Annotated in this window: 27 protein-coding genes, 1 other RNA gene and 1 riboswitch; of the genes, 15 read left to right on the top strand and 13 right to left on the bottom strand. The window is 68.9% G+C overall.

Features of this window, described 5'->3' with window-relative positions; genetic code table 11:
• Positions 1-92 precede the first annotated feature (92 nt).
• From ACTWLI_RS11300 to ACTWLI_RS11280, 5 genes are all read left to right on the top strand, one after another.
• Positions 93-3,890 carry a multifunctional oxoglutarate decarboxylase/oxoglutarate dehydrogenase thiamine pyrophosphate-binding subunit/dihydrolipoyllysine-residue succinyltransferase subunit gene (locus ACTWLI_RS11300; RefSeq protein ID WP_445153943.1) on the top strand — a complete coding sequence of 1,266 codons (3,798 nt, stop codon included), beginning with the start codon at positions 93-95 and terminating at the stop codon, positions 3,888-3,890.
• A 120-nt stretch (positions 3,891-4,010) separates the two neighbouring features.
• On the top strand, positions 4,011-4,610 hold the full coding sequence (locus ACTWLI_RS11295; protein ID WP_445153942.1) for a GDSL-type esterase/lipase family protein: 600 nt from the start codon (positions 4,011-4,013) through the stop codon (positions 4,608-4,610).
• A gap of 160 nt (positions 4,611-4,770) precedes the next feature.
• The gene (locus tag ACTWLI_RS11290; RefSeq protein WP_445153941.1) at positions 4,771-5,598 is read left to right on the top strand and encodes a DUF4097 family beta strand repeat-containing protein; all 828 of its coding nucleotides are present in this window, start codon (positions 4,771-4,773) and stop codon (positions 5,596-5,598) included.
• Entirely contained in the window at positions 5,598-6,206 is a 609-nt protein-coding gene (locus ACTWLI_RS11285) for a PadR family transcriptional regulator (RefSeq protein ID WP_445153940.1), read from the top strand. The genes ACTWLI_RS11290 and ACTWLI_RS11285 overlap by 1 nt, the downstream gene beginning before the upstream one ends.
• Before the next feature lie 93 nt (positions 6,207-6,299).
• On the top strand, positions 6,300-6,374 hold the full coding sequence (locus ACTWLI_RS11280) for a 50S ribosomal protein bL37 (protein ID WP_369299106.1): 75 nt from the start codon (positions 6,300-6,302) through the stop codon (positions 6,372-6,374).
• A 95-nt stretch (positions 6,375-6,469) separates the two neighbouring features.
• On the opposite strand, the gene rsrA is transcribed toward ACTWLI_RS11280, so the two are convergent.
• Together rsrA and ACTWLI_RS11270 are read right to left on the bottom strand one after the other, a co-directional pair.
• Positions 6,470-6,736, bottom strand: coding sequence for a mycothiol system anti-sigma-R factor (gene rsrA, locus ACTWLI_RS11275; protein ID WP_056738136.1), 267 nt, complete (start codon positions 6,734-6,736; stop codon positions 6,470-6,472).
• Entirely contained in the window at positions 6,733-7,491 is a 759-nt protein-coding gene (locus tag ACTWLI_RS11270) for a sigma-70 family RNA polymerase sigma factor (RefSeq protein ID WP_445153939.1), read from the bottom strand. The genes rsrA and ACTWLI_RS11270 overlap by 4 nt, the downstream gene beginning before the upstream one ends.
• Before the next feature lie 248 nt (positions 7,492-7,739).
• On the opposite strand from ACTWLI_RS11270, the gene ACTWLI_RS11265 reads away from it, so the two are divergent.
• The 8 genes from ACTWLI_RS11265 to ACTWLI_RS11230 all read left to right on the top strand — a co-directional run bounded on the left by ACTWLI_RS11265 (position 7,740) and on the right by ACTWLI_RS11230 (position 16,286).
• The gene (locus ACTWLI_RS11265) at positions 7,740-8,288 is read left to right on the top strand and encodes a DoxX family protein (protein ID WP_445153938.1); all 549 of its coding nucleotides are present in this window, start codon (positions 7,740-7,742) and stop codon (positions 8,286-8,288) included.
• A 6-nt stretch (positions 8,289-8,294) separates the two neighbouring features.
• The gene (gene aroA, locus ACTWLI_RS11260; protein WP_445153937.1) at positions 8,295-9,698 is read left to right on the top strand and encodes a 3-phosphoshikimate 1-carboxyvinyltransferase; all 1,404 of its coding nucleotides are present in this window, start codon (positions 8,295-8,297) and stop codon (positions 9,696-9,698) included.
• Positions 9,682-10,797, top strand: coding sequence for a ribosome small subunit-dependent GTPase A (gene rsgA / locus ACTWLI_RS11255; RefSeq protein WP_445153936.1), 1,116 nt, complete (start codon positions 9,682-9,684; stop codon positions 10,795-10,797). Before aroA ends, rsgA begins: the two co-directional genes overlap by 17 nt.
• 91 nt (positions 10,798-10,888) lie before the next feature.
• Complete coding sequence (gene hisN, locus ACTWLI_RS11250) at positions 10,889-11,701, top strand: histidinol-phosphatase (RefSeq protein ID WP_056738132.1); 813 nt, start codon at positions 10,889-10,891, stop codon at positions 11,699-11,701.
• A 91-nt stretch (positions 11,702-11,792) separates the two neighbouring features.
• A riboswitch (SAM riboswitch) is annotated at positions 11,793-11,906 on the top strand.
• A gap of 35 nt (positions 11,907-11,941) precedes the next feature.
• Entirely contained in the window at positions 11,942-13,354 is a 1,413-nt protein-coding gene (locus ACTWLI_RS11245) for an aminotransferase class V-fold PLP-dependent enzyme (RefSeq protein ID WP_445153935.1), read from the top strand.
• Positions 13,355-13,424: 70 nt separating this feature from the next.
• Complete coding sequence (locus ACTWLI_RS11240; RefSeq protein ID WP_445153934.1) at positions 13,425-14,183, top strand: class I SAM-dependent methyltransferase; 759 nt, start codon at positions 13,425-13,427, stop codon at positions 14,181-14,183.
• 86 nt (positions 14,184-14,269) lie between these two features.
• Entirely contained in the window at positions 14,270-15,565 is a 1,296-nt protein-coding gene (locus ACTWLI_RS11235) for an Nramp family divalent metal transporter (RefSeq protein ID WP_445153933.1), read from the top strand.
• 10 nt (positions 15,566-15,575) lie between these two features.
• Complete coding sequence (locus tag ACTWLI_RS11230) at positions 15,576-16,286, top strand: metal-dependent transcriptional regulator (RefSeq protein ID WP_445153932.1); 711 nt, start codon at positions 15,576-15,578, stop codon at positions 16,284-16,286.
• Here the strand turns inward: ACTWLI_RS11230 and ACTWLI_RS11225 are convergent.
• Positions 16,283-17,719, bottom strand: a complete 1,437-nt coding sequence (locus ACTWLI_RS11225; protein WP_445153931.1) for an MFS transporter — start codon at positions 17,717-17,719, stop codon at positions 16,283-16,285. The genes ACTWLI_RS11230 and ACTWLI_RS11225 overlap by 4 nt on opposite strands.
• A 101-nt stretch (positions 17,720-17,820) precedes the next feature.
• Between ACTWLI_RS11225 and ACTWLI_RS11220 the strand changes: the two genes are divergently transcribed.
• A complete protein-coding gene (locus ACTWLI_RS11220; protein ID WP_445153930.1) occupies positions 17,821-18,192 on the top strand; it encodes a hypothetical protein in 372 nt (123 codons plus the stop codon).
• A 50-nt stretch (positions 18,193-18,242) separates the two neighbouring features.
• Positions 18,243-18,377, top strand: coding sequence for a hypothetical protein (locus ACTWLI_RS11215; protein ID WP_268760372.1), 135 nt, complete (start codon positions 18,243-18,245; stop codon positions 18,375-18,377).
• Positions 18,378-18,498: 121 nt separating this feature from the next.
• On the opposite strand, the gene ssrA is transcribed toward ACTWLI_RS11215, so the two are convergent.
• From ssrA to ACTWLI_RS11165, 10 genes are all read right to left on the bottom strand, one after another.
• Positions 18,499-18,867: a transfer-messenger RNA gene (ssrA, locus tag ACTWLI_RS11210) on the bottom strand.
• Positions 18,868-19,007: 140 nt separating this feature from the next.
• A complete protein-coding gene (gene smpB, locus ACTWLI_RS11205) occupies positions 19,008-19,478 on the bottom strand; it encodes an SsrA-binding protein SmpB (RefSeq protein ID WP_056738075.1) in 471 nt (156 codons plus the stop codon).
• Positions 19,479-19,517: 39 nt separating this feature from the next.
• Positions 19,518-20,891: a peptidoglycan DD-metalloendopeptidase family protein gene (locus tag ACTWLI_RS11200; protein ID WP_445153929.1), complete on the bottom strand. Its 1,374-nt coding sequence runs from the start codon at positions 20,889-20,891 to the stop codon at positions 19,518-19,520.
• A gap of 25 nt (positions 20,892-20,916) precedes the next feature.
• On the bottom strand, positions 20,917-21,831 hold the full coding sequence (ftsX, locus tag ACTWLI_RS11195) for a permease-like cell division protein FtsX (RefSeq protein ID WP_445153928.1): 915 nt from the start codon (positions 21,829-21,831) through the stop codon (positions 20,917-20,919).
• Positions 21,828-22,640, bottom strand: a complete 813-nt coding sequence (gene ftsE, locus ACTWLI_RS11190; RefSeq protein ID WP_445153927.1) for a cell division ATP-binding protein FtsE — start codon at positions 22,638-22,640, stop codon at positions 21,828-21,830. Before ftsE ends, ftsX begins: the two co-directional genes overlap by 4 nt.
• A gap of 178 nt (positions 22,641-22,818) precedes the next feature.
• A complete protein-coding gene (gene prfB, locus ACTWLI_RS11185; RefSeq protein ID WP_445153926.1) occupies positions 22,819-23,934 on the bottom strand; it encodes a peptide chain release factor 2 in 1,116 nt (371 codons plus the stop codon).
• Positions 23,935-24,021: 87 nt separating this feature from the next.
• Positions 24,022-24,432: a pilus assembly protein TadG-related protein gene (locus ACTWLI_RS11180; RefSeq protein ID WP_445153925.1), complete on the bottom strand. Its 411-nt coding sequence runs from the start codon at positions 24,430-24,432 to the stop codon at positions 24,022-24,024.
• 65 nt (positions 24,433-24,497) lie between these two features.
• A complete protein-coding gene (locus ACTWLI_RS11175; RefSeq protein WP_445153924.1) occupies positions 24,498-24,962 on the bottom strand; it encodes a hypothetical protein in 465 nt (154 codons plus the stop codon).
• Positions 24,943-25,326 carry a TadE/TadG family type IV pilus assembly protein gene (locus tag ACTWLI_RS11170; protein WP_445156167.1) on the bottom strand — a complete coding sequence of 128 codons (384 nt, stop codon included), beginning with the start codon at positions 25,324-25,326 and terminating at the stop codon, positions 24,943-24,945. The genes ACTWLI_RS11175 and ACTWLI_RS11170 overlap by 20 nt, the downstream gene beginning before the upstream one ends.
• A 24-nt stretch (positions 25,327-25,350) precedes the next feature.
• On the bottom strand, positions 25,351-25,581 hold the full coding sequence (locus tag ACTWLI_RS11165; RefSeq protein WP_445156166.1) for a hypothetical protein: 231 nt from the start codon (positions 25,579-25,581) through the stop codon (positions 25,351-25,353).
• Between the last annotated feature and the right edge of the window lie 86 nt (positions 25,582-25,667).

Here is a 25,667-nt window from a genome sequence, read left to right as displayed (position 1 = left end):
GGTTCACTGGACGCGGAGAACTGGTTCGATTGACGTGCTGCGGCACCGTGGAAACCAGCGGGATTCAAACTCATGGAAGAGGCGTATTTCAAGTGCCAGAGCAGCCTAGCCACCGTCTACCCGATGAATTTGGCGGAAACGAGTGGCTCGTTGACGAACTGTACGAGCGTTACCAGCACGACAAGAACACGGTAGACGCCAAGTGGTGGCCGCTCTTCGAATCCTTCGATGCCGGCGACAGTTCTTCCAGCAACGGATCCTCGGCAACGGCCGCCAACCCTTCCACCCGCGAACTCCCCGTCGTCGCGCCGGCACCCGCCGCCCCGGCCGCGCCCGCCGCTGCGGCCCCCGCAGCACCGGCAGCCGCGCCCGCCCCTGCCGCGCCCGCCGCGCAGCAGAAGGCTCCGGCCACCGTCGCCCGCGACGGTTCCAAGGCCGTCGAGCCCGGCGCCGGCACCCAGCCGATCCCGGCCCAGCTGCCCAAGAACGTCAAGGCCCCCACGGCGCCGGAGGAGGACGTCGTCTCCGTGCTCCGCGGCCCGGCCAAGGCCATCGCCGCGAATATGGTGACCAGCCTTGAGGTGCCCACAGCGACCAGCGTCCGGGCCATCCCGGCCAAGCTGCTGATCGACAACCGCGTGGTGATCAACTCCAACCTGGCCCGCGCCCGCGGCGGCAAGGTCTCCTTCACCCACCTGATCGGCTACGCCGTCATCCGGGCGCTCGCCCAGTTCCCCTCGATGAACGTCTACTACGACGAGGTCGACGGCAAGCCGGTCGCAGTCCAGCCCGCGCACGTTAACTTCGGCATCGCCATCGACATGCCCAAGCCGGACGGCACCCGCCTGCTCATGGTCCCGAACATCAAGAAGGCGGAGACCCTCAACTTCTCCGAGTTCTGGCACACCTACGAGGACCTGATCAAGCGAGCCCGCAACGGCAAGCTGACCGCGGACGACCACTCGGGCACCACCGTCTCGCTGACCAACCCCGGCGGCATCGGCACCGTCCACTCGGTCCCCCGCCTCTCCAAGGGCCAGGCGGCCATCATCGGCGTCGGCGCGCTGGATTACCCGGCCGAGTTCCAGGGTGCCAGCGAGAAGATCATCGCCCACAACGCCATCAGCAAGGTCCTCACGCTGACCTCCACCTATGACCACCGCGTCATCCAGGGTGCAGGCAGCGGCGAGTTCCTCAAGCTCGTGCACCAGCTCCTGCTCGGCGCCCAGAACTTCTACGACGAGATCTTCGAATCCCTGCGCATCCCCTACGAGCCCGTGCGCTGGAGCCCGGACCTGCAGGTCGACCCGGCCGACGAGATCAACAAGGTCGCCCGGATCCAGCAGCTCATCCACTCCTACCGCGTCCGCGGCCACCTCATGGCGGACACCGATCCGCTGGAGTACGTCCAGCGCAAGCACCCGGACCTCGACGTCCTGACCTACGGCCTCACGCTGTGGGACCTGGACCGCGAATGGCCCACCGGCGGTTTCGGCGGCAAGCCGATGCTGAAGTTCCGCGACATCCTCGGCGTGCTCCGCGACGCGTACTGCCGCACCACGGGCATCGAGTACATGCACATCCAGGATCCGGAGGAGCGCAAGTGGTTCCAGGACCAGCTCGAGCACCCCTACTCCAAGCCCAGCCGCGACGAACAGCTCCGGATCGTCTCCCGGCTCAACGCCGCCGAGGCCTTTGAAACGTTCCTGCAGACGAAGTTCGTCGGCCAGAAGCGCTTCTCGCTCGAGGGCGGCGAATCGCTGATCCCGCTGCTGGACGCCATCATCTCCGACGCCGCCGACGATGGCCTGGACGAGGTCGCGATCGGCATGGCGCACCGCGGCCGCCTGAACGTGCTCACCAACATTGCCGGCAAGACCTACGCCCAGGTCTTCCGCGAATTCGAAGGCACCCAGGACCCCCGATCCGTGCAGGGCTCCGGCGACGTGAAGTACCACCTGGGCACCGAAGGCACCTTCACCTCGGACAACGGCAAGCAGACCAAGGTCTACCTCGCCGCGAACCCGTCCCACCTGGAAGCCGTCGACTCCGTGCTTGAGGGCATCGTCCGCGCCAAGCAGGACCGCCTGGACCAGGGCGAGGCCTTCCCCGTGCTGCCGATCATGGTGCACGGCGACGCGGCCTTCGCCGGACAGGGCGTGGTGGCGGAAACGCTGAACCTTTCCCAGCTGCGCGGTTACCGCACCGGCGGCACCATCCACGTCGTCGTCAACAACCAGGTCGGTTTCACCACCGCCCCGTCCTCCTCGCGTTCGTCCACGTACTCCACCGACGTCGCCAAGATGATCCAGGCGCCGGTCTTCCACGTGAACGGCGACGACCCGGAAGCCGTGGTTCGGATCGGCCAGCTGGCCTACGAGTTCCGCCAGCGGTTCCACAAGGACGTCGTGGTCGACATGGTCTGCTACCGCCGCCGCGGACACAACGAGGGCGATGACCCCTCGATGACGCAGCCGCTGATGTACAACCTCATCGAGGCCAAGCGCTCGGTCCGCAAGCTCTACACCGAAGCCCTGATCGGCCGCGGCGACATCACCGAGGAAGAAGCCGAGCAGCTGCTCCGCGACTACCAGGAACGCCTCGAGCGGGTCTTCGCCGAGACGCACGCCGCCCAGACCTCCCCGATCCCGGTCATCACCGCCGACTCCGGCGCTGTCTCCGACCTGGAACTGCCGTCCGCCCAGCAGTCCGACACCGGCACCGGTGCGCCCGAATCCACCGCGATCTCGGCCGAAACCCTGGCCCGGATCGGCAAGGCGCACGTTGAATTCCCGGAGGGCTTCACGGTCCACGCCAAGCTCAAGCAGCTGCTGGAGAAGCGTGAAGTGATGTCCCGCGAAGGCGGCATCGACTGGGGCTTCGGCGAACTGGCGGCCTTCGGCTCACTGACCATGGAGGGTATCCCGGTCCGGCTTGCCGGCCAGGACTCCCGCCGCGGCACCTTCGTGCAGCGCCACGCCGTCTTCCACGACCGCGCCAACGGCGAGGAGTGGACGCCGCTGGCGAACCTCACCGAGGACCAGGCGAAGCTCTGGATCTACGATTCGCTGTTGTCCGAATACGCGGCCATGGGCTTCGAATACGGCTATTCGGTGGAACGCCCGGACGCCTTGGTGCTGTGGGAGGCGCAGTTCGGCGACTTCGTCAACGGCGCGCAGACAATCATCGATGAGTTCATCTCGTCCGCGGAACAGAAGTGGGGCCAGCGGTCCTCGCTCGTGCTCATGCTGCCGCACGGCTACGAGGGCCAGGGTCCGGACCACTCCTCCGCCCGGATCGAGCGCTTCCTGCAGCTGTGCGCCGAGGAGAACATGATCGTGGCCAACCCCACGACGCCGGCCTCGCACTTCCACCTGCTGCGCCGCCAGGCGTACAGCCGGCCGCGGAAGCCGCTGATCATCTTTACCCCGAAGCAGCTCCTGCGTCTGAAGGCCGCGGCCTCCTCGGTCGAGGACTTCACCACGGGCACCTTCCGGCCGGTCATCCCGGAGCACGAGCAGCTGCAGGCCGACGCCGTCGACCGTGTGCTGCTGGTCTCCGGCCGGCTGTACTACGATCTGCTCTCCACCCGGCAGAAGACCGGCAACACCACGACGGCGATCGTCCGCGTCGAGCAGCTGTACCCGCTGCCTGCCGAGGAAATCGCTACCGAGCTGGCCAAGTACCCGAACGCCGAGGTTGTCTGGGCCCAGGACGAACCGGCCAACCAGGGACCGTGGCCGTTCATCGGCCTGAACCTGCCGGACGCCCTGGACCGCCGCGTGCGGCTGGTTTCGCGGCCCGCTTCCGCGTCCACCGCGGCCGGGTCGATGAAGCGCCACGCCGCCGAGCAGGACGCCCTGCTCAAGCAGGCATTCGCACGTAAGTAGGGTCAGGCTGCCCGGCCGGAAGTGGTACTCCACGACTCCGGCCGGGCAGCGTTGTTTTAAACCGGTGGCCCGCCCCGAAGGCGGGGGCGGCCTGCCGGTACCGGGAGTGAAGAGGTAGTCGTGGAAGATCGGAAGCTGCGGATCGCGGCCGTTGGGGATGAGCTGCTGGCAGGGCTGGGAGACCCTCGGGCGCTGGGCTGGCTGGGGCGTGTGCTGGCCCGCACCCCGCGGGACGGGCGGTCCCTGGAGAGCTATCCGCTGCCCTGCCCGGAGGAAGGCACCGAGGGCCTGGCCGAACGTTGGCTGGAAGAAGCCGGCCGGCGCTTCGACCCCCGGCACGACAACCGGCTGGTGATCGGCCTGTCCGGACGCGACATCGAGTACGGGCTCTCCACCGCCCGCAGCCGGCTCAACCTCGCCAACATCCTGGACTCGGCGTCCCAGCACAAGATCGAGGTGTTCGTGGTCGGGCCGCCGCCAACGCTGGACCCGGCCCAGAACCGGCGGCTCGGCGAACTGAACACCGCCTTCGCCGATGTCACCACGCGGCGCAAGCACCTCTACGTGGACACGTTTTCGCCGCTGCTGAACCACGAGCAGTGGCGCCAGGACCTCGCCGCCAACGGCGGGACCCCGGGACAGGCCGGCTACGGTCTGATGGCCTGGCTTGTGCTCCACAGGGGCTGGTTCCAGTGGCTTGGCATGGAGGCGCCGGAGTAGGTCATGGGCCTGCCGGGGCGGACAAGCCGGCGCGGCAAAAAATCGACTCGCGATATATCTTGATCTTCGCCCGGCGGGACCCTATGGTGGGACCATAAACGCGATATATCGCAAGCGATGGCGCAGCGATTCCGCGTCCCGTCCGCAATCCGGAGGAACCATGGAACAGAACGCGTGGACCGTCAGCGGTCCCCAGACCATCGACGTCGACGGCGTCCGCTCGCTCAAGCTCGGCATCGTCCGCGGCCGCTTCGACATCGTCACCCACGACGAGGCGGTGGTCCGGGTGGAGGTCTCCGAGGTCGACGGCGATCCGCTGGCGGTCAGCCTCACGGACGGCCGGCTGGAACTGCGGCACCAGCTGCACGGCCCGCAGGGCTGGTTCAAGAACCTGATGGGCACGGTCAACAACAACTCCAGCAACTCGGTGGTGGTCAGCATCGCCCTGCCCGCCGGCGTCGACGTCGAGGCCGGCACGGTCAGCGGCGACGGCATGGTCTCCGGGCTCAGCGGCCACACCAGGCTCAACACCGTCTCCGGCTCCGTCCTGGCCGACGGCACCACCGGCGAGCTCGGCGTCGGCACGGTCAGCGGGGACGTCATCGTCCGTAACCACCACGGCGTGCTGACGGCCAAGAGCGTCTCCGGCGAAGTCACCGCCTCGGGCGAGTTCAGCAACATCCGGGCCAACACCGTCAGCGGCGACCTGAACTTCGACCTGCACGGCTTCACCCAGGATTTTGGCGCCAACTCCGTCTCCGGCGACGTGACCATCCGGCTGCCGCACGACGTGGGCGTGGACATCATCGCGAAGTCGGCCAGCGGCGCCGTCGTCATTGATGACCAGCGGTACGCCCAGCCGGCCGGCAACGTCCAGACCATCGCCGGCCCGGATGCCAAGCTGATGCTGGTCAGGACGAATTCGGTCTCGGGCAAGACCTCCATCTTCCACAGCGAGCCGAACCCGGGCGCAGAAGCGGGGCTCTGATGCCCCCGGTCTTCGCCCACGGCGCGCTGCGGCTGTACCTGCTGGCCCTGCTGGAATCCGGCCCCAAACACGGCTACGAACTGATCAAGGCCCTCAGCGACCGCTTCGGCGGCACCTACTCCCCCAGCGCCGGTACCATCTACCCCCGGCTGGCGAAGCTGGAGGAGGAAGGGCTCGTGGCCACCCATACGGAGGGCCGGCGCACGAACTACAGCATTACCCCGGCGGGCCTGGTGGAGCTCGAGGCGCGGCGCGGGGAACTCGCCGATGTGGAGAACGACATTTCCGCCTCGGTCCGGCGGCTCGCGGATAAGCTGCGCCAGGACATCCGGGTCAACATGCAGGGCCTGCGCGCCGACCTGGCCGCCACGGCCGAGGCGGCCCGCGCCACCGCCCGCAGCGCCGCACCGGCGGCCGTGCGCTACTCCAAGGAAGGCGACCGCCGCCTGCGCGAGGCCGAGATGCTGGTGCAGTCCTTCCGGGATGACATCAGGATCGAGCTGCGGCGGCACGCCGGGGCCAGGCCCGTCAGCCCGGTGACCCTCGAAACGGTCCGCACCGTGCTGGACCAGGCCCGGATCTCCATCCGCAACTCGCTGGAGGACTAACGGGCGACGGCCGCGTCCCGGTTCGCGGCGGCTGCGCCGATGTGGGAGACTTGAGGGCAGCTCTTTTGAGTATCAAGATTAAGGAGGCCAGCTATGAGCAAGCGTGCACGTAAACGTCGTGACCGTAAGCGTGGCGGCGCGAACCACGGTAAGCGCCCCAACACCTAAGCCACGGCTTGGATAGACAGCTTTAAACGGAAGACCCCGGGAACCGCACGGTTCCCGGGGTCTTTCGTTATGCAGCCGGCAGCGGCCCGCTGCGCCTAGGCCTCGGCGTCGACCGGCCGGATCGAATGGATCCGGTCGAGGATGGAATTCTTGAGGTTCTCCGGCGCGGCCTCCGTGCAGGAGCGCTTGACCATGACGCGGATGACGCACTCAAGGTCGTACTGCTCGTGGCACTCCGGGCACTCGTCCAGGTGCTGCTTGATCTCGGCAATGTCATCGTGCGTCAGGGCGCCGTCGAGGTATTCGTAGATGCGCTGCATCCGGGTGTCGTCGCAGTCGCCCAGTCCCTGGCAGTCGCTCATTTCCTGTTCTCCTGATTGTTGCCGTCGGCCGCCGCGGCAGTCCCGCCCGCGGCCCTGAATCCCCGCTCCGCCGCGTAGTCGGCCAGCATGTCCCGCAGCATCCTCCGGCCGCGGTGCAGGCGGGACATGACGGTCCCGATGGGGGTATTCATGATGTCTGAAATTTCCTTGTACGCGAAGCCCTCCACGTCGGCGAAGTAGACCGCCAGGCGGAACTCCTCCGGGATCGACTGCAAGGCCCGCTTCACGTCCGAGTCGGGCAGGTGGTCCAGCGCCTCTGCCTCCGCCGAGCGAAGCCCGGTTGAGGTGTGCGACTCGGCCCGCGCCAGCTGCCAGTCCTCGATGGTGTCCGAGTTCGACTGCAGCGGTTCGCGCTGCCGTTTGCGGTACAGGTTGATGTACGTGTTGGTGAGGATCCGGTACAGCCAGGCCTTAAGGTTTGTTCCCGGCTTGTACTGGTGGAACGCGGAGAACGCCTTGGTATAGGCCTCCTGGACGAGGTCCTCGGCGTCGGCCGGATTGCGGGCCATCCGCATGGCAGCGGAATACAGCTGGTCCACGTACAGCATCGCATCGCGCTCGAACCGCAGGCGGCGCTCTTCGGAGCTCTCGACGGAGGTGTCCAGCGGCTGGCCGGTGCCATCCGCCGCAACGGTCTCTCCGGCGGCCGCCTCGGCGGCGGTGTCGGCGGGCTTGGCGTTGTCGTTTCCGGCTACCTCGTGCGTGGCCGCAACGGCCGGATCCATGGTGCTCATTGCCTTCAAGTCTACTGTCACCTTCCGGCGGGCGCCCGGGACACCCGTGAAGGCCTCGGCCCACGGGTTCACGGGGACCGCGTCAAGCAGTCCTGCGTCGTTCACCAGCACCAAAGCTCCGCCTTCCTGTTTGCGTCCAAAGCTGTCATGCACAACCCGGGAGGACGGGCAAATATTCCACAAAAGTGCAAGACTAGAACCGGTTCCCCCGCACAACGTCCGCGGTTCGTCCACCCAGGAGGAAATTCATGTCGTTTGTCCGCTTTCTTGCCCGCCCCATGCTCGCCTCCAGCTTCGTCCTCGCAGGCATGGACAAGCTCCGGAATGCGGATGACACGGCCACCCAGCTCTCCCCCCTGCTGCGCCGCGCGGCCGAGACGCTGCCGTTCCAGACCAACGAGAAGGTCCTGGCCCGCGTCATCGGCGGCACCCAGGTCGGCGCCGGCGTCTGCCTGGCGCTCGGCAAGTCCGCCCGCCTCGCCGCCACCGTCCTGGCGGCAATTTCCGCACTGAACGCGTACGTCGAATGGCGCAGCGCCGATATCACGTCCAAGGAAGGCCGTGACGCCCGCCGCAAGCAGCTGCTGAAGAACGTCACACTCACCGGCGGGGTCCTGCTGGCCTCCGTCGACACCGCCGGCAAGCCCAGCCTGGCCTGGCGCGCCGAACACCTGGCGGCCGATGCCCGCAAGAGCACCGCACACCTGGCCGCCGATGCCCGTAAGAGCACCGAAAAGAAGTTCAAGAAGGCGGACAAGGCGGTCCGCAAGGCCGTGGACCACGCAGTCGGAGCCTAACCCCGCATGACTGGCAGCACCCCCTCCGCAGCAGCCCCCTCCCTGCCGGCCGCGGGCGGTCCACACTGGCGCGCGCCGTTCGCGCAGCGTCCGGTCGATGCGACCGTCACCGTACCCGGCTCCAAGTCGCTGACCAACAGGTACCTGGTGCTCGCGGCCCTGGCCGACGGGCCGTCCCGGCTCCGAGCCCCGCTGCACTCCCGGGACTCCGCCCTCATGATCGGTGCGCTGCGGCAGCTCGGCGCCACCATTACCGAAGTCCCCGGCGACGGCGCCTATGGCCCGGACCTGGAGATCACCCCGATCGCCCCGGACGCCGCCGCGGCGGACGCGGCCATCGACTGCGGCCTGGCTGGAACGGTCATGCGTTTCGTGCCGCCGCTGGCGGCGCTGCACCGCGGCACGACGGTGTTCGACGGCGACCCGCATGCCCGTAAACGGCCGATGGGCACCATCATCGAGGCCCTCGCCGGCCTCGGCGTGGCCGTGGGCGCACCCGAGGGTGGGCCCGCCTCGTCGCTGCCGTTCGCGGTGCAGGGAACCGGGCAGGTCCGCGGCGGGCATCTGGTGATCGATGCCGGCGCCTCGTCGCAGTTCGTCTCCGCCCTGCTGCTGGTGGGGGCCCGGTTCCGCGACGGACTCCACCTGGAGCACCGCAGCGCCGAGCACCCCGGCGCCCCGGTCCCCAGCCTGGACCACATCAAGATGACCGTCGCCGTGCTGCGCAGCGTCGGCGTCAGCGTTGACGATTCGGTCCCCAACCACTGGAGCGTTGCCCCGGGACCGATCCGGGCCTTCGACCGGCGGATTGAACAGGACCTCTCCAACGCCGGGCCGTTCCTGGCCGCCGCCCTGGCCACCGGCGGCACCGTGCGCATTCCCAACTGGCCCGTCGGCACCACCCAGGTGGGCGACCTGTGGCGCAGCATCCTGCCGGCCATGGGCGCCACCGTCACGCTGGCCGACGGCACCCTCACCGTCACCGGCGGCCCCGAGATCACCGGCGGCCGGTTCGCCGACACCAGCGAACTCGCGCCGACCGTCGCGGCCCTGTGCGCCCTGGCCACCGGCCCCTCGACGCTGACCGGCATCGCGCACCTGCGCGGCCACGAAACGGACCGGCTCGCCGCCCTCGTCACCGAGATCAACCGGCTTGGCGGCGACGCGGAGGAAACCGCTGACGGTTTGGTGATCCGGCCGGCGAAGCTGCACGGCGGCGTCGTGCACAGCTACGCCGACCACCGGATGGCCACCGCCGGCGCCATCTGGGGCCTTGCGGTCCCCGGGGTGGAGGTCGAGGACATCGGCACCACGGCCAAGACCATGCCTGACTTTCCGCAGCTCTGGGAGGCCATGCTCGGCCCGGACACCACCGCAGACAAGGACGCCGCCGGTGGCACGCAGCACTGACTCCTGGGACGAATCCGACGTCCGGATCCGTCCCAACAAGAAAGGCTCCCGACCGCGCACCAAGGACCGGCCCAGCTACGACGACGCCGTCACCGGCCGGATCATCACCGTCGACCGCGGGCGCTACACCGCCGTCGTCGACGAGGGCACAGCCGACGAACGCAAGATCATCGCCGCCCGGGCCCGGGAGCTGCGCCGCAATCCGGTGGTGGCCGGGGACTTCGTCTCGCTGGTCGGGGACGTCAGCGGCGAACCCGACACCCTGGCCCGGCTGGTCAAGATTCAGGACCGCCGGACGCTGCTGCGCCGCAGCGCGGATGACACCGACCCGATCGAACGTGCCGTCGTCGCCAACGCCGACCAGCTGGTCGTCGTCGTTGCCGCGGCCAACCCGGAGCCGCGCACCGGGTTCATCGACCGCGCCCTCGTCGCCGCCTACGACGCCGGCATCGAGCCGCTGCTGCTGGTCACCAAGGCCGACGTGAAGGACCCCGCCGAGCTGCTCGCCAACTACCGGCACCTGGATTTCCCGGTGATCATCTCCAAAACGGCGGACACCGCCGCCTCCGGCATCGACGCGCGCTCCGACGACGGCCTGTCCGCCCGGCTGGACCGGGACGCCGTCTCCCAGCTCCGGGCGCACCTCGACGGTAAGGTCACCGTCATGCTCGGCCACTCCGGCGTCGGCAAATCCACCATGGTGAACGCGCTCACCGGCGCCGAACGGGCCACCGGCGGCGTCAACGCCGTCACCGGCCGCGGCCGGCACACTTCCTCCTCCGCGCTGGCGCTGAAAGTCAGCGACGCCCCGGCCGGCAGCTGGATCATCGACACCCCCGGCATCCGCTCCTTCGGCCTGGCCCACGTGGACCCGGACCGGATCCTGCACTCCTTCCCGGACCTCGAACCGGGCACCGAGGACTGCGAACGCGGCTGCAAGCACGACGCCACTGCGGTCAACTGCGGCGTGGACGCGTGGGTACAGGCCGGACACGCCGGCCCGTCCGGCCCGGCCCGCCTGGCCTCCCTGCGCCGCCTGCTCGGCACCGACCCGCGGATGGAAGCCCAGGAGACCAAGGAGCTTGGCAGCGTCTCCTGAGCCGGCGCCCGGGCCGCCGAACAGCCCGCTGTGCGGCCCGCGGGGACGTGGCTTCCCGGCCCGCCCGGCACTTAGGCGGTAGTTTGGAGGCATGAGCCAACCAGCTTCGAGCTACAACGATGACCTGCGCCTTGCCCACGTACTGGCCGATTCCGTCGACTCCCAGACGATGAGCCGCTTCAAGGCGCTCGACCTTCGGATCGAGACGAAGCCGGACCTCACCCCCGTCACCGACGCCGACAAGGCCGCCGAGGAAGCCATCCGCGGCCAGCTCTCCCGCTCCCGCCCGCGCGACGCCGTGCTCGGCGAGGAATTCGGCAGCTCCGGCCACGGCGCGCGGCGCTGGATCATCGACCCGATCGACGGGACCAAGAACTTCGTCCGCGGCGTCCCGGTCTGGGCCACCCTGATCGCCCTCGTCGACGAGGGCGAGCCGGTGGTCGGCGTCGTCAGCGCCCCGGCCCTGGGCAAGCGCTGGTGGGCGGCCAAGGGCGCCGGGGCGTACACCGGCCGCTCGCTGGCCGCCGCCACTCGGCTGAAGGTCTCCAACGTCTCGCGGCTCGCGGACGCCTCCCTCTCCTACTCCAGCCTGGGCGGCTGGAAGCAGCGCGGCAACCTCGACGAGTTCATCGGCCTCACCGAGGAAGTCTGGCGCACCCGCGCCTACGGGGATTTCTGGTCCTACTGCCTCGTGGCCGAGGGAGCCGTCGACATCGCCTGCGAACCCGAACTGAACCTCTACGACATGGCCGCGCTGGTCCCGATCGTCACCGAAGCCGGCGGCCGCTTCACCTCGCTCGAGGGCGAAGACGGGCCGTTCGGCGGCAACGCCCTGGCCACCAACTCGATCCTGCACTCCGAAGTCCTCAAGCGCCTGAACCCCAACCTCGACGACCTGCTCTAGCAGCCCGGCAGCGGCCCGGCGGCGTAACACTCTGCTTCACATTGCGGCCCTCCTTTCCGGTGCGCGGGGGCCATGTCCTAGGCTCGAACCAGGTCACGAGTGCCAGCGCTAAACCCCGGTTTGCTGGCCGGCAACCCTCCTTTCGCGGCGGGGTGCCCCGGGTGACGACCTGGCCGGTCCGGAGCGGACCCGGCAAGCGCGGATCCCCCTGTGTGCGGGGTCCTTTTCGAGCGAGGTCCCATGTCGACTGCCACCATTCCCACCCCCACCGCCGGGCGCTGCGATGCCCGCCCGGCCACGGCCCGCCGGCCGCTGTCCGCCGTTTCCGGCGCCGAGATCCAGGCACCGCTGATCCAGGGCGGCCAGGTCCGCTACGCGAACCTCGACTACGGCGCCTCCGCCCCGGCGCTGTCGGTGGTCTCGGCCTACCTGAACGAGATCCTGCCGTATTACGCCAGCGTCCACCGCGGCGCCGGCTATGCGTCCCAGCTCAGCACCTCGGTGTACGAAAACGCCCGGAACATCATCCGCCGCTTCGTCGGCGGCCGGGACGACGACGCAGTGATCTTCACGCGCAACACCACCGACTCGCTGAACCTGCTGGCCGGCTGCCTGCCCGCGGCGGACGGATCGCCGGCCGGGGAAGTCCTCTACCTGGACATCGAGCACCACGCCAACCTGCTGCCCTGGCAGAACGTCCCGCACCGCAGCGTCGTCGCCGCGCCCACGCTGGCCGGGACCGTGGCACGGCTCCGCGCCGAACTGGCCTGCGGCGGGATCAGCCTGCTCGCCGTCACCGGTGCCTCGAACGTCACCGGCGAAATCCTGCCCATCCGCGAGCTGGCGGCCCTGGCCCATGAATTCGGCGCGCGGATCGCCGTGGATGCCGCCCAGCTGGCGCCGCACCGGCGGATCGACCTCACCGCCGACGACGTAGACTACCTCGCCTTTTCCGGGCACAAGCTCTACGCCCCCTTCGGGGCCGGGGTGCTGGTGGGACGACCGGACTGGCTCGACGCCGGCGCCCCGCACCTGGCCGGCGGCGGCGCGGTGCGCGACGCGAGGCTGGACAGCGTCAGCTGGACCACCGGCCCGGCACGGCACGAGGGCGGCTCCCCCAACGTCCTGGGCGCAGCCGCGCTGGCCCGTGCCACGCAGGTACTCGAGGCCCTGGACGAGCAGGAATGGCACGCCCACGAGGACGCCATCCGGTCCTTCCTGGTCGAGGGGCTGCAGGAGCTCGACGGCGTGAGCGTGCACCACATCTTCGAGGAGACGGCGCGCGGAGAGGGGCCCGGCACGATCGGCGTCGTGAACTTCTCGGTAGCAGGGTACGACGCCGGCCTGGTGGCCGCGTACCTGTCCGCAGAGCACGGCGTCGGGCTGCGGGACGGCAGGTTCTGTGCCCATCCGCTGCTCAAACGGCTGGGCCTGCCCGCGGGTTCACTGCGCGCCAGCTTCGGCCTCGGTTCCCGGATCGAGGACGCCGAACGGCTGCTCGCCGGGCTGCGGGACCTGCGCCGGCAGGGCCTGGGCTGGGACTACGTCGTGGACGCCGGACGCTGGGTCCCCGCCAACGACACCCGCAGCTACCCGCACTGGGCGCCCAACACCCCGGGCACCGCCGGCGCCGCCCCCTGCACGGTGGAGTAGGCGCAGTCCGGCCTCCGGCCGTGCGGTAAATTCTTCAGGTACCCACCAGAGCTGCCGAAGGAGATCGCACGTGGCACGCGGCGGCCCCAAACTTCACCATTCACGCCGGCAGGAGCTGGGCCGGAGCTTCCAGGACGGCGGAGAGCACTACGACCGCGTCCGTCCGGGCTATCCGGCGGATTCGGCCGACTGGCTGGTCCCGGCCGGGGCCCGGGATGCCGCGGACCTGGGCGCCGGAACCGGCAAGTACACGGCGCTGCTGGTCGAACGCGGCCTGGCAACCGTGGCCGTCGACCCGTCGCTGGACATGCTGGCGCAACTGCGCCGTTCCCTGCCGGGCGTCACCGCCGTCGAGGGCACTGCCGAGCACACCGGCCTGCCGGCGGCGGCCTTCGACCTGGTCACGGTCGCGCAGGCGTGGCACTGGTGCGACCCGCTGGCCGCCAGCGCCGAGGCAGCCCGCATCCTGCGGCCGCACGGGGTCCTGGGCCTGGTCTGGAACCAGCTCGACACCTCCGTCCCGTGGGTGCACCGACTGTCCCGGATCATGCACGCCGGCGATGTCCACAAACCGGACTTCAGGCCAACGGTCGGCCCGGAGTTCACCGGCTTGGAGAGCCACCTCACCCGCTGGGAAGACCCGGTCAGCACCGGGGACCTCGTGGAACTGGCCAAGTCCCGCAGCTACTACCTGCGGGCCGGCGAGGCCACCCGCGCCAAGGTGCTGGGGAACCTCGACTGGTACCTGCACGAGCACCTTGGCCACAGTGACGGCGAACTCCTGACCCTGCCCTACCTGACGCAGAGCTGGCGGGCCACCAGGACCTGAGGATTGCACGCATCCCGCCGCACCCCTAGAATTTCGGTGTGCCTAACTTTTATATGTAGGCAGTCAAGAACTTCAGGGAGACCACAGTGCTGCATGTCGCCGGACCCGAACAGCAGCCCGCGCCGCTGCCGCCCGCCCGCGGGGTGCGCGGCCGCCGTCGTGCGCTGCTGGGGCTGCTCGGCCCTGCCTTCGTGGCCGCCATCGCCTATGTGGACCCCGGCAACGTGGCCGCAAACCTCACCGCCGGCGCGCAGTATGGCTACCTGCTGGTCTGGGTGCTCGTCGCGGCGAACGTCATGGCGGTCCTGGTCCAGTACCAGTCCGCGAAGCTCGGCATCGTCACGGGCAAGAGCCTGCCGGAGATCCTCGGCGAGCGGCTGCGGCCGCTGTGGCGCCGCGCCTTCTGGGTCCAGGCCGAAATCGTCGCCGCCGCGACCGACCTGGCCGAGGTGGTGGGCGGGGCGCTGGCCCTGTACCTCCTCTTCGGCCTGCCGCTCCCCCTCGGGGCGGTGATTGTGGGAGGCATTTCCATGGCCTTGCTTGCCGTGCAGAGCCGCAACCGGCAGCGCCCGTTCGAGTTCGTCATCATCTTCCTGCTGGCCATCATCACGGTGGGCTTCCTGGCCGGGCTGTTCATCAGTCCGCCGGACCCGCGCGGCGTCGCGGCCGGGCTGGTGCCCGGCTTCAAGGGCCCGGACACTGTGCTGCTGGCTGCCAGCATGCTCGGCGCGACGGTGATGCCGCACGCCATCTATGTCCACTCCGCGCTCTCCCGCGACCGGCACCGGCCGAACCCCCACGTGCACGTCCCCGCCCACGCCGTCTCCCGGCTGGTCAGGGCCACCCGCTGGGACGTGGTCGCGGCCCTGGCCGTCGCCGGGATCGTCAACATCGGGATGCTGCTGCTGGCCGCGTCCACCCTCGGCGGAGAGGAGGGCACGGACACCATCGAAGGCGCCCACGGCGCCATCACGGCCAACCTCGGCCCGGTGCTGGGCGCGGTGTTCGCCGTCGGACTGCTCGCCTCCGGCCTGGCCTCCACCTCGGTGGGCTGCTACGCCGGCGGCACCATCATGCAGGGCCTGCTGAAGATCCGCATCCCGCTGATGCTGCGGCGGGTCCTCACCCTGATCCCCGCCGTCGTCCTGCTGGGCGTCGGCTTCGACCCCACCTGGGGGCTGGTGCTCAGCCAGGTCGTGCTCAGCTTCGGCATCCCGTTCGTCCTGGTGCCGCTTGTCGTGCTGACCAGTAGCAAGTCCCTGATGGGCGGTTTCGCCGACGGGATGGCGCTGCGGGTCGCCGCAATCGTCAGCGTAGTCCTGGTGGTGGCCCTGAACCTGGTGCTGCTGTGGCTTACGTTCACCGGCGCCGCCGGACGGTAGGCTTGGGACTGTGAAGACCAGTCCCCCATCCTCCTCGATCGAGGACTACGTCAAGGTCATTTACTCGTTCACCGAGTGGCAGGACAAGCCCATCACCTCCACGCAGCTGGCGCAGCGGCTCGGCGTGGCCAACTCCTCGGTATCGGAGATGGTCCGCAAGCTCAAGGACCAGGGCCTGGTGGACCACAAGCCCTACAGCGCCGTCACCCTGACCGCCGACGGGCTACAGCTGGCGCTCTCCATGGTCCGGCGGCACCGGTTGATCGAGACGTTCCTGGTCCAGGAACTCGGTTACCGCTGGGACGAGGTCCATGACGAGGCGGAACTGCTCGAACACGCTGTCTCCGACACCTTCATCGAACGGATGGCCGCCAAGCTCGGCAACCCGGTCCGCGATCCGCACGGCGACCCGATTCCGGCGGCAGACGGCTCGGTGCTGATGCCGCCGGCGCACCGGCTGAGCGAACTCGACGACGGCCACAGCGGCCGGATCACCCGGATCAGCGACGAGAACCCCGAGCTGCTGCGCTACCTCGCCGCCGAGCAGATCGACCTGGACTCCGCCGTCGAGGTCCTGGGCCGCAAGCCGTTCGGCGGGCCGCTGGTGGTCCGGATCGGCGCCGGCGGGGCTCCGCGCGAGATCGATCTTGCCGACGAGGTGGCCGCCGCGCTCTGGGTGCACAGCGACGCCGCGCACGCCGGCTGCAGCGTCACCCCTTAGGCCCCGCGCCCGCCCGCGCCCGGATCTGTTCCGCTTGGGCTTGTCCCGCCCGGGTCTGGCGCCGGCGGAGGGTTCCGGATGCCGACGGCGGACGCCGCGGCGCCCGCGATGAAGAGGCCTGCGGTGACCGCCGCCGTGCCGTGCAGGCCCGCCGTCGTAATCACCGGGCCGGTGATGAGCCCGGCGAAGGCGATGGTCACCAGGCCTGCGATACGGGCGACGGCGTTGTTGACCGCCGATCCGATCCCCGATTCCTCCGGATCCACGGCCCCGAGGATCGCGGCGGTCAGCGGCGCGACCGTCACGGCCAGGCCGACGCCGAACACCACCAGCCCGGGCAGCACCTGGCCGAAGTAGTCCAGCGGCAGGTCGATGCCCAGCATCATCAAGAATCCAGCCGCGCACAGCAGCGGCCCGGCCGTCATGAACCAGCGCGGACCGTACCGGCCCGATAGCGTTCCGACCCGGGCGGAGAGCAGCAGCAGCAGGAGGGTGGAGGGCAGCAGGGCAAGGCCGGCGGCGGTGGCGCCCAGCCCGGCCACCTGCTGCAGGTAGAGCCCGAGGACGAAGAAGCCCAGGTTCAGCGCCCCGTAGATCACCAAGGTGGCGGCGTTGCCCCAGCCGAAGTTGCGGATCGTAAAGAGCCGCAGCGGCATCATCGGCGCCGGCGTGCGATGCTCGTGCAGCAGGAAGGCGCCCAGTGCGGCCAGGCCAAGCACCAGCGGCAGCCAGACCTGCGGAGAACCCCAGCCCCGGGTGCCGCGTTCGATGAAGGCGTAGACGACACCGCCGAGGCCAATGACCGCAAGGGCGGTCCCGGCGGCGTCGATCCGGGCGCCGGGGGCCCGGCCCCGGTCCAGGGCACGCAGCCGCCGGAGCGCGGGCCAGACGGCCGCGGCCGGGATGATGTTGAAGAAGAAGATCACCCGCCAGGTGAAGACGTCCACGGAGACGCCGCCCAGCACCGGCGCGGCCACGATCGCACCGGAGGTCCAGGCGGACCACTTGCCGATCGCCGCGGACTGCGCCGGTCCGCTGAAGACCGTGACGATCAGGGCCAGCGAACTGGGCACCAGCAGGGCACCGGCGATGCCCTGCAGGCCGCGGGCCACGATCAGCGACTCACCGTTCCACGCCAAGCCGCAAAGCACGGACGTGGCGGTGAACCCGGCCAGGCCCCACTGCAGGACGCGCACCCGGCCGAACTGGTCGGAGAGCGAACCCGCGACCAGGATCAGCGCGCCGAGTGTGAGCAGGTAGGCGTCCACCACCCATTGCTGGACGACCAGGCCGCCGCCGAGTTCCCGGCTGATGGCGGGCAGGGCGAGGTTGACCACGGAACCGTCGAGGAACGCCATGAAGGACGCGACGATCGCCACGTACAGCACGCGTTTTTCGACGGTCGTTAACGCTGCGGCGGGACTGCCGGACATGGCTGCTGCCTTCCTCCGGCACCGGGATGCCGGGTGTGGCTTGAGCCTAGCACCGGGCGCCGCCGGGCCGCAGGCCCGCCCGGATCCCGTAAAGTTGAAGGATGGTTACCAGACGTGAAGCTGCCCAAATCCTTGATATCCCGCTGGAAATGGCCAACCGTCACGGCATACCGTCCCGCCTGTCCGACGCCGAACTGGACGAACTGCTGGACACTCCGCCCGCCTGGCTGCAGCAGTCCCGCGCCAACCGCACGGGCAAACGGCCGGTCTGGGTGCAGCTGACCTGCACGGTCTGCGGCTTCTCCGAAAACGCCCGTCCGAAGAAATGGTGGCCGGAGTTCACCCACCTTTGCTGCGCCCACCACGTGCCGTACGAACTGCCCGGCCCGGACGCCGGCCTGGTGCGCAGCGAGTACGAAGGCGTCGGGAGCCGGTTCATCGGCATCGTGGACGTCGCCGTACCCGAGGCGTAGCCTTAAAAGCACGGGCTCATCCCGGGCCCCCACCTTTTAGGGAGCGCGCCATGCCTGACAAGTCGCCGCACCGGCACCTGAGCAAAAAGCCGGTCAAAACCATCAAGGAAAAACGGGCCGAGAAGAAGGCCAAGCACATCGTCGACGAGCACACGGACCCGGTGGCGCACATCAAGAAGCGCTGACCGGCACCCGCCGTTACCACCGCCGTCGAGCTTTCAAGGAGCCGGCGGGCACAGCAAAAAGGCCGGAAGCTGATGCTTCCGGCCTTTTGCTACGGGGTGGAGCTCCGTTGCCGGGCTCCGTCTGTGGAGATGGGGGGAATTGAACCCCCGTCCGATGTCGTGTTGTCAGGGCTTCTCCGGGCGCAGTTTGCGTCGGATTTTCTCGGCCCCAGCCATCCTGCAAACAGGTGGCTGATCCGGGCCCAGTCATCAAAGAGTCCCGTTCACACCGATGACGGGGGTAAACAGCAGTGGCTATCTAAATGACGCCAGGATCCGGGGCGATAGCAACCCCGGGCTGACGGACTGTCTTACTGCTTAGGCAGCGAGAGCGAAGTCAGTGCGTTTTGATTCGGCACTTATTGGTTTGCAGACAGCGTTTACGAGATAATTCTGCATCCTCGGCCCGCTTCACCTGTCGCGACTAACATCGTCGAAACCGATCATCCCCGTATTTTGTTATCAAGGTTCAATAACTGCCGGTCGGAATCTTGACGATCCTTCCCGGACTACCCATCATAACGCACCCTGCGCCGGAATCATTCCCGGCCGCTTCGCGGGAGCCGGACGGGCGCGTCAGGCCCGGTTGCGTCAGGCCCGGTTGCGTTCGCGCATGACGCGCAGCGCCTCGCGCTTGTCCTGCTGCTCGCGCAGCGTCTGGCGCTTGTCGTATTCCTTCTTGCCGCGGGCGACGCCGATTTCCACCTTCGCGCGGCCGTCCACGAAATACAGCTGCAGCGGCACGATCGTGAACCCGGACTCGCGGATCTTGTGCGAGATCTTGGTCAGTTCCTCGCGGTGCAGGAGCAGCTTGCGACGCCGGCGGGCGGCGTGGTTGGTCCAGCTGCCCTGGTGGTACTCGGGAATGTGGATTCCCTCCATCCACAACTCGTCGTTGTAGAAGGTGCAGAAGCCGTCGACCATGGACGCGTGGCCCTCGCGCAGGGACTTCACCTCGGTGCCCATCAGCGCGATGCCTGCCTCGTAGGTATCCAGGATGTGGTAGTCGTGCCGGGCCTTGCGGTTGGTGGCCACTACCTTCCGGCCACTTTCTTTGGGCACGGTAAAACTCCTCAGTCGTTGGATCCGGTCAGTTCCAGTTTAGAGCAGGCCCATCGGGTCCACGGCCTGGCCGTTGACCCAGGTCTCGAAGTGCGAGTGGCAGCCGGTGGAATTTCCGGTAGTGCCGGAGTAGGCGATCAGCTGGCCCTGGCTGACCTGCTGGCCGGGAGAGACCACGACGGAGGTGTTGTGGTAGAAGATCGTGGTCAGCGAGTTGCCCTGCACGACGCCGTGGGAGATCTTGACGTTGTTCCCGCCGCCGTCGTTCGCCCAGCCTGCCGAGAACACCGTGCCGGCCGCGGGTGCGTACACCGGCGTGCCGCAGGCGGCACCGAAGTCGATGCCGGTGTGCATGTAGCCGCCCTGGCCGTAGAAGTCGATGGTGCCCGGCGGCGTCGCGCGCCAGCCGAACCCGGACGTGATCGGCACGCCGTTGAACGGGCTGCGCAGGCCGAAGGCCGAGACCGGTCCCGGCGCCGGCGGAACGTAGGGTGCGGGCCGGGGCGGCGCCTGGCCCTGGGCGCGGGCCGCCGCGGCGGCGGCTGCGGCGGCAGCCGCGGCGATGCGCCGCTGCTCGGCTAGCCACGCCTCGCGCAGCTTGCGGTCGCGTTCGACGATCTCCGCGGCAACAGCGTCCTGCCGGGCCTTGACCTGGGCAAGCTGGTTCTGGATGCCGGGCTTGGCGGCCTTGAGCTGCTTGTTCAGGCGCGTGGTGTCCGCGATCAGCTTGTCGACCTTGGCCTTCTTGGCCTCGGCTTCGTCGCGGGCCGCCTTCTCCCGGGCCAGCGCCGCGTCGGCCTTGGCCTTGAGGTCCTGGATTTCGGCTTCCACGGCCTGCAGCCGCGCCTGGGAGTTGACGTTGGTGGCGTTCTGCTGGTTCAGCTTGTCCATCGCGGAGTTCTGGCTGCGCAGGGCCTGGTCGGCCAGGTCGATGGTGTCGGTGAGGCTGCCGCCGTTGTTGGAACCGAAGAACAGCGAAAGGTTCGAGGGCACGCCGCCGAATTTGTACGCCTGGGTGGCGATCTGGCCGATCAGCTTCTTGGTGTCCGCGATCTTCTTCTTGTCGGTGTCCAGCTGCTGGGTGATCTTGGCTTTGTTCTGCTGCGCCAGGTCCACCCGGGCCGCGAGGGACTCCACCTCCCGCACCGCGGTGGCCACCCGGCCCTGCGCGTCCAGGAGCGCCTGCTGGGCTCCGGGCAGCTGGCCCTGGTAGACCACCAGGTCGCCGGCGGCCTTGGCGATCTTGGCGTCGACGAATTCCAGTGACTGCTGGACGCGGGCCGCCTCGGCCCGGAGGTCGGCCTGCTGGTCCTCGAGGGTGTCGGCGAAGGCGACCGGCGTCGACGCGCCCAGGTTGGCGGCCAGCAGCAGCACCACTGCGGCGCTGACGGCGCGTGCACGGAACGGTTTCATGGGCAGTCCTCTTCGTTGCACAAGATCAGACCCTCAGGTAGCGGCGGAGGGTCAGGAGGGACGATGTTCCGGCCAGCAGGACGCCGAGTCCCACGAGGGCCGGGGCCAGCAACAGCGTCTGGGCCGGGGAGATGAAGGCGGTGTCGGGGTACTGCTTGGCCAGGACCTCGCCCAGGAAGAAGTGCGCCACGGCCCAGAGCGTGCCGGAGGCCAGGGCGGCGCCGATCACGGCTGCGATCACGCCTTCGAGGATGAACGGCAGCTGGATCACCGTCTTCGAGGCGCCCACCAGGCGCATGATGCCGGTCTCGCGGCGGCGGCTGAACGCGGAGAGACGGATGGTCGTGGCGATCAGCAGGATGGCGCAGACGATCATGACGCCGGCGACGCTGACCGCCACCAGGGAGGCGGCGTTCATCGCGGAGAACAACCGTTCCAGCAGCTGGCGCTGGTCAATGACGGATTCCACCCCGGCCTGCGAGGAGAAGTTTTCGCTGATGACCTCGTACTTCTCCGGGTCCTTGAGGTTGATCCGGAAGGAGGCCGGGAGCTGGTCCGGCGTCACCGAATCCACGATCGGCGAGTTGGAGAACTGGTCCTTGAAGTGCTTGTAGGCATCCTGTTTGGACTCGAACTGGAAGTCGTTGACGTACTGGGCCACGGCCGGGGACTGCAGCAGCTTGCGCAGGTTTTCCTGCTGCTCCGGCGTGGCCGGGCCGGCGGCGCAGCCCGGCGCCGTCGATCCGTCGCTGCAGAGGAAGACGGCGACCTGGACCTTGTCGTACCAGTAGCCCTTCATCTGGTTGATCTGCAGCTGCAGCATGCCGGCGGCGCCGACGAAGGTCAGGGACACGAAGGTCACCAGGATGACGGAGACGACCATGGACAGGTTGCGCCGCAGGCCGCTGCCGATCTCGCCGAGGATGAATGCGAGCCTCATCGCTGCCCCTCCCCTGCGTGCAGGGTCGAAGCCGTGCTTTCGGGCTCGCCGGCGCGGGGGCTTTCGGCCGGGCGGGGGCTTTCGCCGGCGTCGCGGGCGCGGCGGGCCTGGCCCACGGCGGGGATCATCGACGTGTACAGGGCCTTGGCCTCGTCGCGGATCACGACGCCGTTGCGCAGTTCCACCACGCGCCGGCGCATCTCGTTGACGATGTCGTCGTCATGCGTGGCCATCACGACGGTGGTGCCGTTCTGGTTGATCTTGTCCAGCACGGCCATGATGCCCATGGAGGTGGTGGGGTCCAGGTTGCCGGTGGGTTCGTCCGCGAGCAGGATGCCGGGACGGTTGACGACGGCGCGGGCGATCGCCACGCGCTGCTGCTCGCCGCCGGAGAGCTCGTGCGGCAGGCGGTTTTCCTTGCCCTCGAGTCCGACGGTCTTGAGGACCTCGGGGACGGTCTCGCGGATCACGCTGCGGCTGCGGCCGATGACCTGCATTGCGAAGGCGACGTTGGCGAAGACGGTTTTCTGCGGCAGCAGGCGGAAGTCCTGAAAGACGACGCCGATCCCCCGGCGCAGCCGCGGGACCCGCCAGCTGGAAATCTTGGCCACGTTCTGGCCGGCGACGTAGACGGCGCCGGAGGAGGCGCGGTCCTCTTTCAGGACCAGGCGCAGGAAGGTCGATTTGCCGGAGCCGGAGGCGCCGACGAGGAAAGCGAACTCGCCGCGGTCGATCTCAAGGTTGACCGAGTCCAGCGCCGGCCGCGCCTTCTGGTCGTAGACCTTGGTGACATTTTCGAAACGGATCATGACCCTATACACCCTGCAGGAGCCGGGCATCTTTCAGACCAGTTCTGCTGCCGGGGCGCGGGCTTTCTTTTGGGGGAAGTTAGGGCACCGGCCCTCCGACTATACGCAGGGGTAACAGCCCCCGGCCCGGAGCCCGGGGGCGTGTCGCGGGATTGGGCGGGCGCGGACCCGTGTCCGGCTACTTCTCCGCGTTGCGGTTGTCGGCCCGCCAGCGGATGCCGGCGTCGATGAAATCGTCGATCTCGCCGTCGAGGACCGCGGAGGTATTGCCTACCTCGTGCTCGGTGCGGAGGTCCTTGACCATTTGGTACGGGTTGAGCACGTAGGAGCGCATCTGGTCGCCCCACGAGGCCTTAACGTCGCCGGCGAACGCCTTCTTCTCGGCGTCCTCCTGCTCCTTCTTCAGCAGTAGCAGGCGGGACTGGAGCACGCGCATGGCGGCGGCGCGGTTCTGCAGCTGGGACTTTTCGTTCTGCATGGACACCACGGTGCCGGTGGGCAGGTGGGTCAGCCGGACGGCGGAGTCCGTGGTGTTGACCGACTGGCCGCCCGGACCGGAGGAGCGGAAAACGTCGACGCGGATCTCGTTGTCCGGGATGTCGATGGAGTCGGTCTGCTCGATCAGCGGGATGACCTCGACGGCGGCGAAGGAGGTCTGGCGGCGGCCCTGGTTGTCGAACGGGCTGATCCGCACCAGCCGGTGGGTGCCGGCCTCGACGCTGAGCGTGCCGAAGGCGTACGGGGCCTTGACTTCGAAGGTGGCGGATTTCAGCCCGGCCTCTTCGGCGTAGGAGGTGTCCATGACGGTGGTCGGGTAGCCGTGGCGTTCGGCCCAGCGCAGGTACATCCGCAGCAGCATCTCCGCGAAATCCGCGGCGTCGACGCCGCCGGCGCCGGCGCGGATGGTCACCACGGCTTCCCGCTCGTCGTACTCGCCGGAGAGCAGGGTGACCACCTCGAGGTCCTTGAGCGACTTGCGGATGGATTCCAGCTCCGCCGCGGCCTCGCCCATCGAGTCGGCGTCGCCCTCGTCCTGGCCCAGCTCGACGAGGACCTCCAGGTCGTCGATCCGGGCGGCGAGCTTGTTCAGCCGCTCCAGCTCGGACTGCTTGTGCGAGAGCTTGGAGGTGATGACCTGCGCCGCGGCGGGGTCGTCCCAGAGGTTGGGCTCGCCGGCGCGCTCGCTGAGTTCGGCGATGTCTTCCTTCAGCGCCTCGACGTCCGAAACGTTCTCGATCGAGTCGTACGTGGCGCGCAGCGCGCGGATTTCTGCGGGAAAATCGATGTTTGCCATGGTTTTTCAAGCCTACGCTATCCGCCGCGGCCGCCCCCGCCGCCCGCGGACGGGCTGGCGGCCATAAGTGAAAGAGCAACGCGGGCATCAGCGGGTCAGGCGGGCCCGCGCCGTCGACTCCGCCTCGATCCGGATGCCGTCCGGGACCAGGAAGTTGACCACCGGCGGGTGCACGGAGGCGCTGAGCACGACGACGGCGGTGGTCCCGTCCGGACTGCCCGTGGCCGGGCCGACGGCGAGTCCGCTGAACCTTGCGAATGCCCCGTTGCGGTTCAAGTAGTCGGCCGCGGTGCTGCGTACGCGGGCCGACCCCAGGACGGCGGCCGGACGGCCGGAGCTGGTGTCGAGTTGTCCCAGCGTGAAGCTGTCGGCGGCAGCCAGGGACGCTCCGTCGGCCAGGGACAGCAGCTTTTTGTGCTCGAGGTAAACGCTGGACGCCGCGGCCACGACGGTCGCCACCAGCAGCCCGAGCAGGACAAACCCGATGATCAGGACCATCAGCTGACCGTCCTCGCCGTCGCCACGGTCGTTTGCACGGCGGCCTGGGCCCGGCCGCCGGACGGTCACCGGAACCTCCCGACCATCTGGGTGGCCGTAGCGCTGAGGTGGCCGGCGTCGAGCCGCAGCGTGTCGTTGAAGGGGATGAACGGCAGCGGCACCGTGAGCCGGACGGTGGCGGTGACGGCGGATCCGGCGGCGGCGCAGTCGGCGGGGACGCAACTGGTTTCGAGGCTGGCATTTTCCGCCGGCTGGCCGTAGTCGGCGAGCGCGAGCCGGACGGCCTGTTCGGCGGCGGCGCGGCCGGCAGCCGCGTCGGGCTGGGCGACATAGACCTTGGCGGCCTGGTCGGCGGCCCCGACCACGGCGAAGGACCCGGCCTGGAGCTGGCCCACGGTAATGATGAAGTACACGACCGGAACCATCAGCAGCAGCGACAGGAAGGTGAACTCGACGACGGCGCTCCCCCGTTCGGCGTTGGTGTCAGCTTCCGCACTGTCCGGGGCGGGGCTAGGGCTGAACAGCAGCATGGCCGCTCACCTCCAGCAACTCGCGAGGTCCGATCAGGCCGATCACGGGCAGCGGCGCCCTCACGGTCACCTCCAGAGTGCGAATGCCGGCGTAGCTGGTCTCCCTGGCGCTGACGTCCTGGGCAAACTCAGGTGTGAGCGCCACCCCGATCAATTCGGCGGTGCGCTCGGTGGCGTCCACGGCGCTGCGGTCGGCCAACGTGCCGTACCGGGCGCCGGACGCCGCGGCGTCGATCAGGGTGTTCCGTACGTGCAGCACGAGCGCCAGCTGCACGATTGCCAGAAAGAACAGCGTGAGCAGCCCGCCGACCAGGACAAAATCGACTACCGCCGATCCGCGTTCCCGGTCCGCCGCGCCGCGCATATTGCTGCCGGCCGCAGCCACCGCCTACTGCCCGACTTTTTGCATCGCCTGGTTGAAGAGCCCTTCCAGTGCCGGTCCCGCGAGCGCGAGCAAGGCTGCGACCAGCACGGCGGACATCAAGGTGATCATTACCCAGCCGGGCACATCTCCACGCTCGCTGTCATCCTGTCCCTCCGGCGGCGCCACCCGCCGGCCTACGGACCGGTTGCGGTGGCCCGCCCGGGGCGGAACCTGCCTGCGGACAAGCAGGCCTATTGCCGGAATGAGCAGTGCCGCCCTGATGAGTAACCAGGCGGAGATACATAGACTTTTCACGATGTCCCCTTTGTCGTTGTGCGGTT

The sequence above is a fragment of the Arthrobacter sp. Hor0625 genome (assembly GCF_052567525.1).
This window is presented reverse-complemented; position numbering and strand designations above follow the sequence as displayed.

Coding starts and splice junctions, on each gene's coding strand:
- ACTWLI_RS11290 (WP_445153941.1), top strand. CDS start 4,771: ATGGAACAGAACGCGTGGACCGTCAGCGGTCCCCAGACCATCGACGTC.
- hisN (WP_056738132.1), top strand. CDS start 10,889: ATGAGCCAACCAGCTTCGAGCTACAACGATGACCTGCGCCTTGCCCAC.
- ACTWLI_RS11285 (WP_445153940.1), top strand. CDS start 5,598: ATGCCCCCGGTCTTCGCCCACGGCGCGCTGCGGCTGTACCTGCTGGCC.
- ACTWLI_RS11265 (WP_445153938.1), top strand. CDS start 7,740: ATGTCGTTTGTCCGCTTTCTTGCCCGCCCCATGCTCGCCTCCAGCTTC.
- prfB (WP_445153926.1), bottom strand. CDS start 23,934: ATGGCAAACATCGATTTTCCCGCAGAAATCCGCGCGCTGCGCGCCACG.
- ACTWLI_RS11220 (WP_445153930.1), top strand. CDS start 17,821: ATGGTTACCAGACGTGAAGCTGCCCAAATCCTTGATATCCCGCTGGAA.
- ACTWLI_RS11180 (WP_445153925.1), bottom strand. CDS start 24,432: ATGGTCCTGATCATCGGGTTTGTCCTGCTCGGGCTGCTGGTGGCGACC.
- ACTWLI_RS11245 (WP_445153935.1), top strand. CDS start 11,942: ATGTCGACTGCCACCATTCCCACCCCCACCGCCGGGCGCTGCGATGCC.
- rsrA (WP_056738136.1), bottom strand. CDS start 6,736: ATGAGCGACTGCCAGGGACTGGGCGACTGCGACGACACCCGGATGCAG.
- ACTWLI_RS11215 (WP_268760372.1), top strand. CDS start 18,243: ATGCCTGACAAGTCGCCGCACCGGCACCTGAGCAAAAAGCCGGTCAAA.
- aroA (WP_445153937.1), top strand. CDS start 8,295: ATGACTGGCAGCACCCCCTCCGCAGCAGCCCCCTCCCTGCCGGCCGCG.
- ftsE (WP_445153927.1), bottom strand. CDS start 22,640: ATGATCCGTTTCGAAAATGTCACCAAGGTCTACGACCAGAAGGCGCGG.
- ACTWLI_RS11225 (WP_445153931.1), bottom strand. CDS start 17,719: ATGTCCGGCAGTCCCGCCGCAGCGTTAACGACCGTCGAAAAACGCGTG.
- ACTWLI_RS11170 (WP_445156167.1), bottom strand. CDS start 25,326: ATGCGCGGCGCGGCGGACCGGGAACGCGGATCGGCGGTAGTCGATTTT.
- ACTWLI_RS11175 (WP_445153924.1), bottom strand. CDS start 24,962: ATGCTGCTGTTCAGCCCTAGCCCCGCCCCGGACAGTGCGGAAGCTGAC.
- ftsX (WP_445153928.1), bottom strand. CDS start 21,831: ATGAGGCTCGCATTCATCCTCGGCGAGATCGGCAGCGGCCTGCGGCGC.
- ACTWLI_RS11200 (WP_445153929.1), bottom strand. CDS start 20,891: ATGAAACCGTTCCGTGCACGCGCCGTCAGCGCCGCAGTGGTGCTGCTG.
- ACTWLI_RS11270 (WP_445153939.1), bottom strand. CDS start 7,491: ATGAGCACCATGGATCCGGCCGTTGCGGCCACGCACGAGGTAGCCGGA.